The organism is Streptomyces carminius, assembly GCF_002794255.1.
Lineage (GTDB): Bacteria > Actinomycetota > Actinomycetes > Streptomycetales > Streptomycetaceae > Streptomyces > Streptomyces carminius.
In genome coordinates this window covers 99,550-114,848 of record NZ_PGGW01000060.1, presented here as the reverse complement: position 1 = coordinate 114,848, position 15,299 = coordinate 99,550, and the positions used below count along the sequence as shown (strand labels likewise).

Genomic DNA, 15,299 nt, shown 5'->3' with positions numbered 1-15,299 from the left:
GTCCGCCCGTGATCACCTACGGCGAAGAGCGCGACCGGGTGCCGATCGCGTACGCAGACCTGCGTACGCACAGCCGTCCGCCGTCGGAGGACGTCCCGGGCCGTCGGCGCGACGATCGCTTCCGTGAATCCGCCGACGGGACGAACACGTCCGTGACCACACCAACCCGAGGGGCGTTCTCCGATGCGTAGAACCATCGCCGGACTGGCGGCAGTGCTCATGCTCATGGTCGTAGTGCAGTTCTTCCTGGCCGGCAGCGGAGCGTTCGACACCGCCCCCAACGACGAGGCCTTCCGGCCGCACCGGACGCTGGGCTTCCTGACCGTCCTCCTCGCGCTCCTGACGACGCTGGTCACCGCGCTGGCCCGGATGCCCGGCCGGCTCGTCGGCATGGCCGGTCTGTTCACCGGGCTGGGGATCGCCCAGCCCGTGATCGCGACCGTCGCCGGGGCGTTCGGCGACACGGGGGGCACCACGACCGCGGGTCAGATCGTCTTCGGTCTGCACGCGGTCAACGGGCTGGTCATGATGGGCGTGGCCGGCCGGATCCTCCGCCGGGCGCGGGAACTGCCGAACTCCCCGGCACCCACCGCGCGGGCCGCCGATGACAGTGCCCGGACCTCCAAGCCCGCCTCGGGATCCGCCCAGCCGGCGTCATGACCACGGCCCGGCTGATTCTCCTGGACCATGCCGTCGCCCTGCTGAGCGTCGTGTCGTGGTTCGGGGCCGGCATCGCGGCGGCCGTCCGGCGACACCGGCTCGGGTTCGGACTGCTCATCGCGGCCGCCCTGGTCACGCTCACCCGGATCGCCACCGTGTCGGTCCTGGCCGGCCGGGGCCGGTGGTTCGTGACGGAGAAGGTGCTGCTGGGTCTTCCGCTGCTCGGCGTCGCCGGGGCGGCCGCGGTGCTCATCGCGGGACCCCGGCTGCGGACGGCGGGTGAGGCGGCCGGCGGACGCCTGCCGGTGAACTGCGTCGTCTCGCTGTTCACCGCCGCTTACGCGGCGGTGGCCGGCCTCGTGGTGACCTTCCTCGCCGGACACCCCCTCACCTGGTCGACCGCGCTGACAACGGTCTCGCTCGTGTCGGCCGGCGCCCTGCTGACCGCCCGTGTCGCGGCGCGGGAGGCAGACGACGAAGAGGGGCGCGGAGAGCCGGGCCGCCGTTCCGCTCCCACCCGCCGGCGATTCGTCGGCACCGCCGCCGGAGCCGCTGTCGTGGGTGCTGGGGGCACGGGCGTCGGCCTACTGTTCGAACCCGTCGGCTCCGAGGTGACCGGGGGCGGCGCGGCACGCTCCTCCGGCTCCCGTCCGGCACGCTCGGTGGCCGAGCTGCGCGGCTCCGGGAGTCCGTCTTCCGGCGGTACCACGCGCCGGCACGTGCTCACCGCGAAGACGGCCGCCGTACGGCTGGCGTCCGGACGCGAGATCGACGCGTGGACGTACAACGGCCGGGTGCCGGGCCCGGAGATCACCGCCACCGAGGGCGACGTGATCGAGGTGACCCTGCGCAACAGCGACATCGAGGACGGGGTCACACTGCACTGGCACGGCTACGACGTGCCGTGCGGTGAGGACGGTGTGCCGGGCGTGACACAGCGGCCGGTGGCACCCGGCGAGGAGTTCGTCTACCGGTTCCGCGCCGACCAAGTGGGCACCTACTGGTACCACACCCACGAGGCGTCGGACCCCGGCGTGCGCAAGGGCCTGTACGGGACGCTCGTGGTCGCACCGCGGGAAGGGCGGCGGCCGGACGAGGGCTCCGGCCGGCAGCAGGTGGACGCCACGCTGCCCGTGCACACCTTCGACGGCACCGTGGTCGTGGGTGACCAGGACGGGCGCACCGTACGGACCGCGGCACCCGGTACGGAGGTACGGCTGCGGCTGGTCAACACCGATTCGGGCGCGCACCGGCTCGCGCTGGCCGGGACCTCGTTCCGGGTCGCGGCCGTCGACGGCCGCGGTCTCCACCACCCCGAGCAGGTTCGTGACGTGAGCCTGCGGCTGCCCGCCGGCGGGCGCTACGACCTGGTGTTCGTCATGCCGGACGCGGACGTCGCGCTGGTGATCGACAACGACCGCGACACCGGGGTGTGGCTGCGCCCGGACGACGGCGCCGAACGCGGGCCGCGGATCGAGGACACCTCGCAATGGCCGGAGCTCGACCTCCTGCGGTACGGAACGCCCGCGCGCCCCCCGTTCGACCCGGACGCCGCCGACCGGCACTTCACCCTCGTCCTGGACCGTGCCGTCGCAATGGTCGACGGGCGGCCGGCCTACGCGCAGGCGGTCAACGGGCGGGGGCACCCGTCGGTCCCGGACCTGCTGGTCGCCGAGGGCGACATCGTCCGGTTCACGGTCGTCAACCGGAGCCTGGAGTCCCACCCCTGGCACCTGCACGGCCATCCCGTGCTGGTCCTGTCCAGGGACGGGACGCGTTCATCCGGCGGCCCACTGTGGATGGACACGTTCGAGGTGCGGGCGGGGGAGGTCTGGGAGGTGGCCTTCAAGGCCGCCAACCCCGGGATCTGGATGAACCACTGCCACGACCTGCCCCACGCCGAGCAGGGGATGATGCTGCTCGTCTCCTACGACGGGGTCACCACGCACTTCGGAGACGGGCACGCCGCCCACGGGTAGGGGGCGGCGCGCGGTCGCGCGGCACGTACGCGCGGTCAGGGCGTCCACCGCCGGCCGGACCACCGCACCGCCGCCCTGGCCGGCCGTGCGGGTCCGCCCCCGCATCCGCGCGTGGGAGAACCCGGCCCGCCCGCCGCGGAGCCGGACCGCCCCGCCGGCGCGCGGCGGGCGGGCCCATGGGCACGGTGCCGCCGGTGGCGTCACCGCGAGCGGAGCAGCGCAGTGGTGCGGTCCCGCCGCCCCCACGCGAGCACGGCGACGAGCGGGAGGAGGGCGAACGCCAGGAGCGAGGGCGTGCCGGTGATGAGGTTCGTGATCACCGCGCCGGTCATCAGGCCCGTCAGCCCGAGCGCGGCGAGACCCGTCAGACGCGGCACGAGCAGGCCGAGGGCGCCGATGACCTCGACGGTGCCGGTGAGGTACCTGAGCCAGTGGCCGGCCCCGATCTGGTCGAAGAACTCGATCATCTTCTCCGCGCCGGCGAGCTTCGCGGAACCGGCGGCCAGATAGAACGGCACCAGGAGCACCTGGATCACCAGCAGGGCGGCGTTCGCGGCTCGGCGCGGCCTCTCGTCCGGCGGCGTCGCGGGCCCGCTCACTGTGCCCCGCCGTGGTGCCGGGCGACGACGCGCGCCACGCCGGTGTCCCCCGCGTCGCTGAGCAGCGAGACGAGCAGGTCGCGGAGGATGCGCGGGCCGTGCTGGGTGAGGATGGACTCGAGGTGGAACTGCACGGACCGGAACCCCGCGCCGCGCAGGGCGTGCACCTCGCCGGTGTCGGGGTTCCGGCTGACCTCGACGGGCTTGTGCTGCCCCGTACCCGGGACGAAGTCGTGCTCCGAGCGGGCGGCGTAGGTGTTGTAGAAGCCCACGAGTTCGGGCCGGCCGAACAGGCTGATCCGCTTCTGGAGGCCCTGGTTGGGCACCGCGCGCCGGACGAGGTCGAAGCCGAGCTCCAGGGCGAGTATCTGGTGGCCCAGGCAGATGGACAGGAACGGGACGGAGCCGGCGAGCAGGTCGCGGGTGAGCGCGCGGAGCGTGCGCATCCGGGGGGCGGCGTCACGCGGATCGCCCGGGCCGGGGCCGACGACGACGAGGTCGTACCCTTCCGGCGGCAGCGGACGGTCGAAGCGCGTGATCGTGGTCCTCAGGCCGAGGGCGCGCAGCTGGTGGCCGAGCATCCCCATGAAGGCGTCCTCGTTGTCGACGATCAGCACGCGCCGCCCGTCCAGCGCCGGGTCCGGTCCGCCGCGGTGCGCACCGGCGAGCCAGAACCGCGACAGCGTGGCGTTGCGGCTCCGCAGCGCCCGGTGCACCCGGGGGTCGGCGGCCGGTGACACGGGCGCTCCCACGGGGGCGGGCCGGCCGCCGGCGCGGCTGCCGGGCGGTGCGAGGCCGAGCGCTTCGAGCACGCCGGCGGCCTTGGCCCGGGTCTCGGCCACCTCGGAGTCGGGGTCGGAGTCGCGGACCAGGGTGGCGCCGACGCCCATGCGGAGGCGGCCGTCGTCACCGATCTCGGCGGTCCGGATCATGATCGCCGAGTCGAGGGTACGGCTGCCCGCCGCATCGCGGCCGATGAGGGCGAGGACACCGCCGTAGTGGCCGCGGCCAGTGGTCTCGTGGCGGGCGATGACCCGGAAAGCGTTCTCGACGGGACTGCCGGTGACGGTCGGCGCGAGCAGGGTCTCCCGCAGCACGTTGCGCACATCGAGTTCGCTGTGGCCGGTCAGGACGTATTCGGAGTGGGTCAGGCGCGCCATTTTCTTGAGAAAGGGACCGTGCACCCGGCCGCCGGTGGTGCACATACGCGCCATCATCTTCAGCTCCTCGTCCACGACCATATAGAGCTCATTGGACTCTTTCGGGTCGTTCAGGAACTCCAGCAGTCCGGACACGTCGGGGCCGGCCGGGGGATGACGATAGGTCCCGCTGACGGGGTTCATGGAGACGGTGCCGTCGGCCATGCCGACGTGCCGCTCCGGCGACGCTCCGATGAACGTCCCCGCGCCGGTGTGGAACAGGAACGTCCAGTGCGACCCGAGCTCACCGGTCAGCAGCCGCCGGAAGACGGCGAGTTCCGTGCGTACCGAGCAGTCCTCCAGCCGTGCGGTGAAGGAGCGCCTGATGACGAAGTTGGAGCCGGCGCCCTGTCCGATCTCTTCGCTCAGCACCCGTCCGACGGTCGCCGCGTACTCCTCGTCGCTGATGTCGAAGCCGGCCTCGGACACGTGTACGTCCTGCTCGGGCAGGCAGGCCAGCGCCCGGTCGCGGCTGAGCGCGGTCTGCCGGGCGATCCGCATGGCGAGCAGGGGCGCGTGATCGTCGCGGCAGGTGAAACCCCGCTCGGTGATCTGCCGGTACGGAACCGCCACGAGCAGGTCGTGCCGCGCGTCCTTTGCCGACCGGCCGGGCAGGGGCAGCTCGGCGAGGCCGCCCACCTCGCCGACCTCGCCGGTGAGGACCTCCACGCGCGCGTCCGGCACCGAGCCGGGCCGGTAGAGCAGGGCGAAGGCGCGCCCGTCCGCACCGAGGCCGGCCAGCGCGTCGCGGGGGTCGGCCGGAGCGTCCGGGGAGTTGGCCGTACTGGAATCCGTCCCGTGCATATTGCTCCCCTTCGCGTGAGTCAGAGCACCTTTCTGGATATTGCGGTGGCGAAAGGCGCCGGACATGACGTGAAGCCGCCATCGCGTGATTCCGGCTGCGCCCGGCGGTATGGCGTGAACTGCTGAATGCGGCGCCACTACTCGGGCGAGTAGTGGGCTCCGGCGCGACGGCCCGCCTACTGTCGGTGCGGTGCCGATCCGGCGCGACGTTCTACGAGGGTGGTGAAATCGACCGTGGATGTGCTGGTCCAGAAATTCGGCGGTACTTCCCTGCGGACGCTCGACTGCGTCCGCCGCGCCGCCCTGCGCGTCTCGGCGGCGCGGCGGCGCGGAACGGCGGTGGCCGTGGTCGTCTCGGCGCGCGGCGGCAGGACCGATGACCTGCTACGGCTGGCGGCCGACGTCGGTGCCGCCGAACCGTCCCGGGAGCTGGATCAGCTGCTGGCCGTGGGCGAGTCCGAGTCGGCGGCGCTGACGGCCCTCGCCCTGAACGGGATGGGGGTGCCGGCGATCTCGCTGACCGGGCACCAGGCCGGAATCCGGACCACCGACCGGCACGGCGACGCGCTCATCACGACGATCGGGGCCGCCCGGCTGCGGTCGGCCCTGGACGGCGGCAAGGTCGCCGTGATCACGGGATTCCAGGGGGTGTCCCGTACCGGGGACATCGCCACGCTCGGCCGCGGCGGTTCCGACACGACCGCGGTGGCGCTGGCGGCGCGGCTGCGCGCGTCGGTGTGCGAGATCTACACCGATGTGGACGGCGTCTTCAGCGCCGATCCCCGCATCCTGCCGGCGGCTCGCCGCCTGCCATGGGTCCCGCCCGGCGTGATGGCGGAGATGGCGTTCGCGGGCGCGAGGGTGCTGCACACCCGTTGCATCGAACTGGCCGCCATGGAAGGGGTCGAAGTGCACGTCCGCAACGCGTCGACGCAGGAGCCGGGAACGACCGTCGCCGACCGGCAGGACGCCGGGCCGCTGGAGACCAGGCGGGCCGTCGTGGCGGTGACCCACGACACCGACGTCGCCCGTGTGCTGGTGCACTGCCGGGACGTCCACCGGGACCTGGCTCCGGCCGTGTTCGAGGTGCTGGCCGCCCAGGGGACGGTGGTGGACCTGGTGGCCAGGTCCGGACCCTACGAGAACGAGTTCCGCATGGGGTTCACGATCCGCCGCAGCCAGGCCGTGTCCGTGCGGGCCGGACTGCACAAGCTGATGGCCGCCTTCGGCGGGGGTGTGCACTTCGACGAGAACGTCGGCAAGGTGTCGGTGGCCGGCATGGGCCTGCTCAGCCGTCCCGAGTACACCGCCAGGCTGATGTCGGCCCTGGCCGGTGCCGGGATCCCCACGAGCTGGATCGCCACCTCCCAGATGCGGATCTCCGTGGTCGTGCCGCGGGAACGCGTCGTCGACGCCGTCGAGGCCCTGCACCGCGAGTTCCACCTCGACCAGCCCGAGCCGGCGGACATCGCGCCCGCGACGACCTCCGGCCGTTCCGCGACCGCTTGAGAGAGGCAGGGAACAGTGGCTGTACACAACGCGCCGTTCGCCCGGAATCTGCGCTTGCGGCGCCTCTTCCGCCATGGCGACGGGCGGCTGCTCGTCGTACCGCTCGACCACTCCGTCACGGACGGGCCGCTGCGCCGTGGCGACCTGGACTCCCTGCTCGGTGAGCTCACCGGCACCGGTGTCGACGCCGTGGTGCTGCACAAGGGCAGCCTCCGCCACGTCGACCACGGCTGGTTCCGCGACATGTCACTCATCGTGCATCTGAGCGTGAGCACGAGGCACGCTCCCGATCCGAACGCGAAGTACCTGGTCGCCCATGTGGACGAGGCGCTGCGGCTGGGCGCCGACGCGGTCAGCGTGCACGTCAACCTGGGGTCGCCCCAGGAGGCCCGGCAGATCGCCGATCTGGCGGCCGTGGCCGGGGAGTGCGACCGCTGGAACGTCCCGCTGCTGGCCATGGTGTACGCCCGCGGTCCGCAGATCACCGACTCCCGGGCGCCGGAGCTGGTGGCGCACGCCGCCACGCTCGCCACGGACCTCGGCGCGGACATCGTCAAGACCGACTACGCGGGAACGCCCGAGCACATGGCCGACGTGGTCCGGAGCTGCCCGATCCCGGTCATCGTGGCCGGCGGCCCGCGCTCGGGCGACACCGACACGGTGCTGGCCCAGGTGTCCGACGCGCTGCGCGGCGGCGCGGCCGGCGTCGCCGTGGGACGCAACGTCTTCCAGGCCGACCAGCCCGGCTGGATGGCGGCCACGATCGCGCGGCTGGTGCACGAGAAGACGCACGTCCCGGGCCGGGACGGCGTCGACGAACGGCTCGCCCTCACGTCCTGACACTCCCGACCTTCCGCTGAGGAGACACCTGTGAAGCTGTGCTGGCTGGACATCCGCAACGTCAACGGGGCCAAGGAGGCCATAGTCGAGGAGGCCGTCCACCAGCGGGTGGACGCCGTCGTGGCGGCCGATCCGGCCGATCTGGAGACGCTGCCCCCGACGGTGCGGAAGGTCCTGTTCCCGCAGGACCGGCCGCTGCCTGAGAAGCTGACGCCCGCCGACCTCGTCATCGTCGAGCCGGCCAGGCACGGGGAGCCCGCCGAACTGGCCCGGCAGCACCCCGACGTGGAGTTCGGCCGGTTCGTGGAGATCACGGACGCCGACAGCCTCGAGGACGCCTGCCGCGCCGCGCGCCACGACCGGTGGAGCCTGCTGTACTTCCGCGACCCCACCAAGATCCCGCTGGAGATCGTGCTGGCCGCCGCGGCCGGAGCGGACGGCAGCATCATCACGCAGGTGGCCGACGTCGAGGAGGCGGAGATCGTCTTCGGTGTCCTCGAGCACGGCTCCGACGGCGTGATGCTCGCCCCGCGCACCGTGGGGGAGGCCACCGAGCTGAGGGCCGCCGCGGTCGGCAAGGGCGCGGACGTGGAGCTGGTGGAGCTGGAGGTCACCGGAATCCGCCGGGTGGGGATGGGGGAGCGGGCCTGCGTCGACACCTGCACGAACTTCCGGCTCGACGAGGGCATCCTCGTCGGCTCCCACTCCACCGGCATGATCCTGTGCTGCAGCGAGACCCATCCGCTCCCGTACATGCCGACCCGGCCGTTCCGGGTCAACGCCGGCGCGCTGCACTCGTACACCCTGTCGGCCGACGGGCGCACCAACTACCTCAGCGAGCTCGTCTCCGGCGGCCGCGTGCTGGCCGTCGACTCGCAGGGCAGGTCGCGGGTCGTCACTGTGGGCCGGGTCAAGATCGAGACGCGGCCGCTGCTCGCGATCGACGCGGTCGCGCCCTCGGGCGTGAAGGTCAACCTCATCGTCCAGGACGACTGGCACGTGCGGGTACTCGGGCCGGGCGGCACGGTGCTGAACGTCACCGAGCTGACGGAGGGCACGAAGCTGCTCGGCTGCCTGCCGGTCGAGCAGCGGCATGTCGGCTACCCGATCAACGAGTTCTGCATCGAGAAGTGAGCGACGGCCGCGAGAGGGAGCGAGCGGTGACCGCGGCGGACGCACAGCCCGTGCTGGACTTCCACGTACGTCTGGCTCCCCGGCCCGGGGCCGCGGAGCGGCTGCTGGCGACGCTGGACGAGTGCGGGCTGACGCGGGCGGTGGTGTGCGCGGGCGGCACCATCGATCTGGACCGGCTCTCCCGCCAGCTCGTCGAGGGCGGGCACGTCGGGACCGACGCCGACAACGACGCGGTGCTGGACGCCTGCGCGGGCACCGACGGGCGCCTGGTGCCGTTCTTCTTCGCCAATCCGCACCGCTCGCCCGAGGCGTACCGGGCCAGGGCCGCCGAGTTCCGCGGGCTGGAGATCTCACCCGCGGTGCACGGCGTCGGCCTGACCGATCCCCGCGTGGCCGGGCTCGTCGGTGTGGCGGCGGAGTACGGCCACCCGGTGTACGTGGTCTGCCTGGCCCGGCACGGCGCGGGAGTGGCCGACCTGGTCACCCTGGCCCGCCGGTTTCCGCGGGTGAGCTTCGTGCTCGGGCACAGCGGCATCGGCAACATCGACTTCCACGCGCTCACCCTGATCCGGGACGAGCCCAACATCCTGCTGGAGACCTCGGGCGGCTACACCTGCGTGGCCGAGGCGGCGGTGAGCCGCCTCGGCGCCGGGCGGCTGGTGTTCGGCTCCGAGTACCCGCTCCAGCACCCGGCCGTGGAGCTGGCCAAGTTCCGGGTGCTGTCGCTGCCGCCCGGGCAGTGGCGGCAGATCGCCTGGGACAACGCGCACCGACTGCTAAGGGAGGAGAAGCGGTGAACGACCCACGCTCGAACCTGCCTCGACTCGGCCAGTGGCACGGGCCGGAGGAGCTGCAGCGCATCCAGGAGAAACAGCTGCCGCAGACCGTCGGCTGGGCGGCCCGCTCGCCGTTCTACCGCCGGCGGCTGGACGCGGCGGCCCTGCCCGCCGCCGCCGCGGATCTCGCGAGCCTGCCGCTGACGACGAAGCAGGACCTGCGGGACAACTACCCCTTCGGGATGCTCGCCGTCCCGAAGGAGCGGCTGGCCACCTACCACGAGTCGAGCGGGACCGCCGGCCGGCCCACGCCCTCGTACTACACGGCCGAGGACTGGACCGACCTGGCCGAGCGCTTCGCCCGCAAGTGGATCGGGATGTCGGGCGAGGACGTCTTCCTGGTGCGCACCCCCTACGCGCTGCTGTTGACGGGACACCTCGCGCACGCCGCCGGCCGGCTGTGCGGGGCCACGGTGGTGCCGGGCGACAACCGGTCGCTGGCCATGCCGTACGCCCGTGTGGTCCGGACCATGCACGACCTGGGGGTCACGCTCACCTGGTCGGTGCCGACCGAGTGCCTCATCTGGGCCGCCGCGGCGACCGCGGCCGGACACCGGCCGGACGCCGACTTCCCCGCGCTGCGCGCGCTGTTCGTCGGCGGCGAGCCGCTCACCTCCGCCCGCCGCCGCCGCATCAGCGGGCTGTGGGGGGTGCCGGTGATCGAGGAGTACGGCTCCACGGAGACCGGCAGCCTCGCCGGTGAGTGCCCGCACGGCCGGATGCACCTGTGGGCCGACCGGGCGCTGTTCGAGGTGTACGACCCGCAGACCGGCAGGGTCGGCGCGGAGGGCGAGGGGCAGCTCGTGGTCACGCCGCTGTTCCGGGAGGCGATGCCCCTGCTGCGCTACAACCTCGAGGACAACGTGGCGGTCTCCTACGACGACTGCGACTGCGGCTGGAACCTGCCCACGGTCCGGGTGCTCGGCAGGGCGGCGTTCGGCTACCGGGTCGGCGGCGCGACGATCACCCAGCACCGGCTGGAGGAGCTCGTCTTCTCCCTCCCGGAGCCCTACGGGGTGCTGTTCTGGCGGGCGCGGGCGGAAGCGGCGGTCCTGCGCGTCGAGATCGAGGTGGCCGAGGAGCACCGGACCGCCGCCCTGGCGGAGCTGACGGCATCGGTGCGGTCCGCCTTCGGCGTGGACTGCGAGGCCGCCGGACTGCCCCCGGGCACGCTGATCCCCCGCGACGCGCTGACGGCCATGCCCGATGTGGTCAAACCGCGCAGCCTGTTCGGGCCCGACGAGGACTGGGGCAAAGCGCTCCTCTACTACTGAGGTGGACAGCATGCCGCAGATGCGGGTGGCCGTGGCCGGGGCCGGAATCGCCGGCCTCACTCTCGCCGTCGCCCTTCGCCGGGCCGGCATCGACTGCCACCTCTACGAGCAGGCGGAGCGGCTGACCGAGGTGGGGGCGGGCGTGCAGGTGACGCCCAACGCCACCCGGCTGCTGCACCGGCTGGGGCTGCACGAGCGCCTGCAGGCCGTCGCGGTGGCGCCGCGGGCGATCGAGATGCGCCGCTGGGACGACGGCAGACTGCTGCAGCGCACGGAGCTGGGCGACCTGTGCCGCCGCCGCTTCGGGGCGCCGTACTACACCGTGCACCGCGCCCATCTGCACGGGGTCCTGCTCTCCCTCGTCCCGCCTGACCGGGTGCACCTCGGCGCCCGCCTCACGGCGGTGACGCAGAGCGCCGACGAGGCGCGGCTGCACCTGTCCGGCGGCACGACGGTGACGGCGGAACTGGTCGTGGGGGCGGACGGCATCCGCTCGGTGGTCCGCGAGCAGATCGCGGCCGACCGGCCGCGGTACTCCGGGCAGACGATCTACCGGGGGCTGGTCCCGGCGCACCGGGTGCCCCTCCTCGCCGAGGATCCCCGGGTGCGGCTGTGGCTCGGGCCGGACCGGCACTGCGTGTGCTATCCGGTCTCCTCCGGCCGGCAGGTGAGCTTCGGCGCGACCGTCTCCGCCTCCGACTGGCGGGAGGAGTCCTGGACGGCGCGGGGCGACGGCACCGAGCTCGCGGCCGCGTACGCGGCCTGGCACCCGGACGTCACCCGGCTGATCGGCGCGGCGGACACGGTCAGCCGGTGGGCACTGCACGACCGCGAGAGCCTGGACCGGCTGAGCGCCGGACGGGTGGCCGTCATCGGGGACGCCGCGCATCCGATGCTGCCCTTCCAGGCGCAGGGCGCCAACCAGGCGATCGAGGACGCCGTCGTGCTCGCGGCCTGCCTGGCCGACGCGGGCCCGGACGACCTCGGCGCGGCCCTGCGCCGCTACGAGCGGATCCGGCTGCCCCGCACCACGCGGATCCAGCAGCGGTCCCGCGCCAACGCGGCGGTCTTCCACCTGGCGGACGGAGACGCACAACGCCGTCGCGACGCCTCCGTACAGGCCTCGTCGGGCCTGGAACGGCACGAGTGGCTGTTCGGGTACGACCCCGAGCAGGCCACCACGACCAGCAGGAGTTGATGATGGAACTGACCGGAATCGAATCCACGGTCGCCCTGGTCACCGGTGCGGCGCGGGGTATCGGTGCCGCCGTGGTGGAGACCCTGGCGGGCGCGGGGGCGCATGTCGCGGCGGTGGACCGCGACTTCGAGGCGCTCGCCACCGTCGTGACCAAGTTCGGGGCCGAGGGCTTCCACGTCCGCGGCTACCCCGCGGACGTGTGCGACAGCGAGCCGGTGGACGCGCTCGCCGGGCGCGTCGAGGACGAGCTGGGCCCCATCGGCATCCTCGTCAACGCGGCCGGCGTGCTGCACACCGGCCGGGTGGTCGAGCTGTCGGACCGGCAGTGGGACGAGGTCTTCTCGGTCAACGCCGGCGGGGTGTTCCACGTGTCCCGCGCGGTGGCCCGGCGGATGATCCCCCGGCGCCGCGGAGCGATCGTGACCGTGGCGTCCAACGCCGCCGGCGTGCCGCGTACGGAGATGTCCGCGTACGCCGCGTCCAAGGCGGCGTCGGCCCAGTTCACCCGGTGCCTGGGGCTGGAGCTCGCCGACTACGGCATCCGGTGCAACATCGTCTCGCCCGGTTCGACGGACACGCCCATGCTGCGCTCGATGCTCGGCGAGGGCGCCGATACGAGGCAGGTGGTCGAGGGCTCGCCGGCCGCGTACCGCGTCGGCATCCCGCTGCGGAAGCTGGCCCGGCCGCAGGACGTGGCCGAGGCCGTCGCGTACCTCGTGTCCGACCAGGCCGGTCACGTGACGATGCACGACCTCTACGTGGACGGTGGCGCCGCACTGCACGTGTGACGCTGCCGGACGGACTTCAGGAGGCGAACCATGGCCATGACCCCGATCGCGCCGTACCGCATGCCCGGCCGGAGCGATCTGCCCACCGCCGCGGTGCCCTGGCGCCCGGCGCCGGACCGCGCCGTCGTACTGGTGCACGACATGCAGCGGTACTTCCTGCGCCCGTTCCCGGCCGGGCAGTCGCCGCTGACCGAACTCGTCGGCAACGTCGCCAAGCTGCTCGCGGCGGCGCGCACGGCCCGGGTACCGGTGGTGTACACGGCGCAGCCGGGCGGGATGAGCCGGAAGGACCGCGGGCTGCTGCACGACTTCTGGGGTCCCGGCATGGGGACCGAGGAGGCCGACCGCGGCATCGCCGACGAGATCGCCCCCGAGCAGGGCGACACGGTGCTGACCAAGTGGCGCTACAGCGCGTTCTTCCGGAGCGGTCTGGAGGAGCGGCTGCGGCGGTCCGGCCGGGACCAGCTCGTCGTCTGCGGTGTCTACGCGCACATGGGCTGCCTCATCACCGCCTGCGACGCCTTCAGCCGTGACATCCAGCCGTTCCTCGTGGCGGACGCCCTGGCCGACCTCTCACTGGACGACCACCTCATGGCGCTCCGCTACGCCGCGGACCGCTGCGCGGTGCCGCTGACCGCGGCCGACGCGCTGGCCGGGCTGGGCGCCTGAGCCGGACCGCCGCGTCCTCCGCCCAGCCACCACCCACCCACCCATCCGCTCAGCTATCCACGGAGGTACACATCCATGTCCGAACGCACTCATGTCGTCGTCATCGGCGGAACATCGGGGATCGGGCGGCACTTCGCCCGGTCGTGCGCCGAACGGGGCGACGACGTGGTCATCACCGGCCGCTCGGAGGAGCGGACCAAGAACGTCGCCGATGAGATCGGCGGGCGGACCCGCGGGCTCGCCCTGGAGCTGGCCGACCCGGAGCGGATCGGGGCCGCGCTGGCCGACGTGCGGCGCGTCGACCAGCTGGTGCTCGCGGCGCTCGACCGGGACCACAACACGGTGCGCGAGTACCGGCCGGCCGACGCGGTCCGGCTGCTGACGGTGAAGCTCGTCGGCTACACGGCGGTGCTGCACGCCCTCGCCCCGCGGATGACCGACGACAGCGCGGTCGTCCTGCTCGGCGGCCTGGCCAGCCACCGGCCCTACCCCGGCTCCACGTCCGTGACGACCGCCAACGGCGGCATCGGTGCGCTGGTGCGGACGCTGGCGGTGGAGCTCTCGCCGGTCCGGGTCAGCGCCCTGCACCCGAGCATCGTCTCGGACACGCCGTTCTGGAGCGACAAGCCCGCCGCACGGGAGGGGGCCGGGGCACGCGCGCTCACCAGGCGACCGGTGACGATGGAGGACTGCGCCCACGCGATCAGGTTCCTGCTGGAGAACCGTGCGATCAACGGCGTCAACCTGAACATCGACGGAGGGGAGGTGCTCATCTGACGCCGGTCGTGACGCGCCACGGTCCCCACCAGCCGGTCGCGCCCTGTCCGTGCTCCCGCTCCGCGCGCGTGTAGCGCGAGAGATCGCGGGCCGAGAACAGGGCCATACCGGCGTTGAAGCCCGCCACCGCCACCGGAAGCCGTGTCCAGTAGGCGAGCCGGCCGTCGACGTGGAACTCCGCCTCCGACGTGTCGGCCCGGTAGCCGACGGCGTACCGGTGCTCCTGCCCCGGCTCCGTCGGCACGTCCAGCACCACCCGGTGGACGTAGTGCTCGTGAGGCTGGGTCACACCCGGCAGCGCCAGCCGCTCGACCACCGCGTACACGGTGTCGTTCGTCGCGGCGGCGTTGAGCACGACACCGGTCTCCAGGTCGAAGACGTTCACGGTGCCGTAGGCGTCGAGCAGGTCGTAGGGGATCTGGCCGCGGGTCCGCACCCCCATCGCGACCTCGAACGTCAGCCGGCCCTCCGGCGGCACGGCGAAGCGCCGCACCGACCGGTACATCTGCTTGGCGTTGTTCTGCCGCGGGTCGGTGTCGTGGAAGCGGGTGAACGGGTCGACGGTCAGCTCCAGCCGCCCGTCTCCCGTGCGCACCCGGGCGTTGCGGTCCCGGTACTGGTGCCGCCGGCCGTCGGCCCCCGTGATCGACATGATCGTCCAGTGGGCGGGGTCGAGCTCCGCGCTCGTGAAATCGTCGTACGTCCACGCATCGGTCTGAAGCAACGACGTCATGCCGCCACCATCGGCCCCGCCGCCGTCCCCGGCCATCACACGTTCACGCCGTTCGGCCGGGGCGCACGCCATGTCCCCGCCGGCCGCCGGAAATCCCGTGAATGGGTCATGCCCGTGCGGGGGCACCGGTCCGAGACTGCCGTACTGACCGTCACATCACGGCGTCGCCGGCACAGCGTCCGCACGGAGGGACGCCACACGCGCCGGACTCGGCGGGGTCGGTGACCCCGCGCGGAAGGGCCCGCCCGCGGTGAGCGTGAGCGCGGGCGGAAACAGCCGGAGGAGCAGGGCACCCGGCGA

The 15,299-nt window shown here is 73.1% G+C and carries 14 protein-coding genes; 11 read left to right on the top strand and 3 right to left on the bottom strand.

Annotation, left to right across the window (positions count from 1 at the left end; translation table 11 throughout):
- The first annotated feature begins 183 nt into the window (after nucleotides 1-183).
- Together CUT44_RS19320 and CUT44_RS19315 are read left to right on the top strand one after the other, a co-directional pair.
- Complete coding sequence (locus tag CUT44_RS19320) at nucleotides 184-660, top strand: DUF6220 domain-containing protein (protein WP_100203148.1); 477 nt, start codon at nucleotides 184-186, stop codon at nucleotides 658-660.
- Entirely contained in the window at nucleotides 657-2,639 is a 1,983-nt protein-coding gene (locus tag CUT44_RS19315; RefSeq protein WP_100203147.1) for a multicopper oxidase family protein, read from the top strand. Before CUT44_RS19320 ends, CUT44_RS19315 begins: the two co-directional genes overlap by 4 nt.
- A 200-nt stretch (nucleotides 2,640-2,839) precedes the next feature.
- Here the strand turns inward: CUT44_RS19315 and CUT44_RS19310 are convergent, their stop codons facing one another.
- Both CUT44_RS19310 and CUT44_RS19305 read right to left on the bottom strand, forming a co-directional pair.
- Nucleotides 2,840-3,238, bottom strand: coding sequence for a DoxX family protein (locus CUT44_RS19310; RefSeq protein WP_100203146.1), 399 nt, complete (start codon nucleotides 3,236-3,238; stop codon nucleotides 2,840-2,842).
- A complete protein-coding gene (locus CUT44_RS19305; RefSeq protein WP_100203145.1) occupies nucleotides 3,235-5,241 on the bottom strand; it encodes an anthranilate synthase family protein in 2,007 nt (668 codons plus the stop codon). Before CUT44_RS19305 ends, CUT44_RS19310 begins: the two co-directional genes overlap by 4 nt.
- A gap of 219 nt (nucleotides 5,242-5,460) precedes the next feature.
- On the opposite strand from CUT44_RS19305, the gene CUT44_RS19300 reads away from it, so the two are divergent.
- From CUT44_RS19300 to CUT44_RS19260, 9 genes are all read left to right on the top strand, one after another.
- Entirely contained in the window at nucleotides 5,461-6,750 is a 1,290-nt protein-coding gene (locus CUT44_RS19300; protein WP_233221498.1) for an aspartate kinase, read from the top strand.
- Between the two features lie 15 nt (nucleotides 6,751-6,765).
- On the top strand, nucleotides 6,766-7,590 hold the full coding sequence (locus CUT44_RS19295; protein WP_100203144.1) for a 2-amino-3,7-dideoxy-D-threo-hept-6-ulosonate synthase: 825 nt from the start codon (nucleotides 6,766-6,768) through the stop codon (nucleotides 7,588-7,590).
- 30 nt (nucleotides 7,591-7,620) lie between these two features.
- Nucleotides 7,621-8,724 carry a 3-dehydroquinate synthase II gene (locus tag CUT44_RS19290; protein ID WP_100203143.1) on the top strand — a complete coding sequence of 368 codons (1,104 nt, stop codon included), beginning with the start codon at nucleotides 7,621-7,623 and terminating at the stop codon, nucleotides 8,722-8,724.
- Nucleotides 8,725-8,750: 26 nt separating this feature from the next.
- Nucleotides 8,751-9,521, top strand: a complete 771-nt coding sequence (locus tag CUT44_RS19285; protein WP_100203142.1) for an amidohydrolase family protein — start codon at nucleotides 8,751-8,753, stop codon at nucleotides 9,519-9,521.
- Entirely contained in the window at nucleotides 9,518-10,834 is a 1,317-nt protein-coding gene (locus CUT44_RS19280; RefSeq protein ID WP_100203141.1) for a phenylacetate--CoA ligase family protein, read from the top strand. Before CUT44_RS19285 ends, CUT44_RS19280 begins: the two co-directional genes overlap by 4 nt.
- Before the next feature lie 10 nt (nucleotides 10,835-10,844).
- The gene (locus CUT44_RS19275; RefSeq protein ID WP_100203415.1) at nucleotides 10,845-12,032 is read left to right on the top strand and encodes an FAD-dependent monooxygenase; all 1,188 of its coding nucleotides are present in this window, start codon (nucleotides 10,845-10,847) and stop codon (nucleotides 12,030-12,032) included.
- Between the two features lie 2 nt (nucleotides 12,033-12,034).
- The gene (locus CUT44_RS19270; RefSeq protein ID WP_100203140.1) at nucleotides 12,035-12,820 is read left to right on the top strand and encodes a 2,3-dihydro-2,3-dihydroxybenzoate dehydrogenase; all 786 of its coding nucleotides are present in this window, start codon (nucleotides 12,035-12,037) and stop codon (nucleotides 12,818-12,820) included.
- Nucleotides 12,821-12,850: 30 nt separating this feature from the next.
- Nucleotides 12,851-13,489 (top strand): isochorismatase family protein, encoded by a 639-nt coding sequence (locus CUT44_RS19265; RefSeq protein WP_100203139.1) that lies wholly within the window; start codon nucleotides 12,851-12,853, stop codon nucleotides 13,487-13,489.
- Nucleotides 13,490-13,564: 75 nt separating this feature from the next.
- The gene (locus CUT44_RS19260) at nucleotides 13,565-14,266 is read left to right on the top strand and encodes an SDR family NAD(P)-dependent oxidoreductase (RefSeq protein WP_100203138.1); all 702 of its coding nucleotides are present in this window, start codon (nucleotides 13,565-13,567) and stop codon (nucleotides 14,264-14,266) included.
- On the opposite strand, the gene CUT44_RS19255 is transcribed toward CUT44_RS19260, so the two are convergent.
- Entirely contained in the window at nucleotides 14,259-14,999 is a 741-nt protein-coding gene (locus CUT44_RS19255) for a DUF6081 family protein (protein ID WP_100203414.1), read from the bottom strand. The genes CUT44_RS19260 and CUT44_RS19255 overlap by 8 nt on opposite strands.
- Nucleotides 15,000-15,299: the final 300 nt, after the last annotated feature.

Excerpts from the sequence above, each read along its gene's own strand:
- CUT44_RS19265 (WP_100203139.1), top strand. The coding sequence starts at position 12,851 with ATGGCCATGACCCCGATCGCGCCGTACCGCATGCCCGGCCGGAGCGAT.
- CUT44_RS19320 (WP_100203148.1), top strand. The coding sequence starts at position 184 with ATGCGTAGAACCATCGCCGGACTGGCGGCAGTGCTCATGCTCATGGTC.
- CUT44_RS19255 (WP_100203414.1), bottom strand. The coding sequence starts at position 14,999 with ATGACGTCGTTGCTTCAGACCGATGCGTGGACGTACGACGATTTCACG.
- CUT44_RS19305 (WP_100203145.1), bottom strand. The coding sequence starts at position 5,241 with ATGCACGGGACGGATTCCAGTACGGCCAACTCCCCGGACGCTCCGGCC.
- CUT44_RS19275 (WP_100203415.1), top strand. The coding sequence starts at position 10,845 with ATGCCGCAGATGCGGGTGGCCGTGGCCGGGGCCGGAATCGCCGGCCTC.
- CUT44_RS19260 (WP_100203138.1), top strand. The coding sequence starts at position 13,565 with ATGTCCGAACGCACTCATGTCGTCGTCATCGGCGGAACATCGGGGATC.
- CUT44_RS19315 (WP_100203147.1), top strand. The coding sequence starts at position 657 with ATGACCACGGCCCGGCTGATTCTCCTGGACCATGCCGTCGCCCTGCTG.
- CUT44_RS19270 (WP_100203140.1), top strand. The coding sequence starts at position 12,035 with ATGGAACTGACCGGAATCGAATCCACGGTCGCCCTGGTCACCGGTGCG.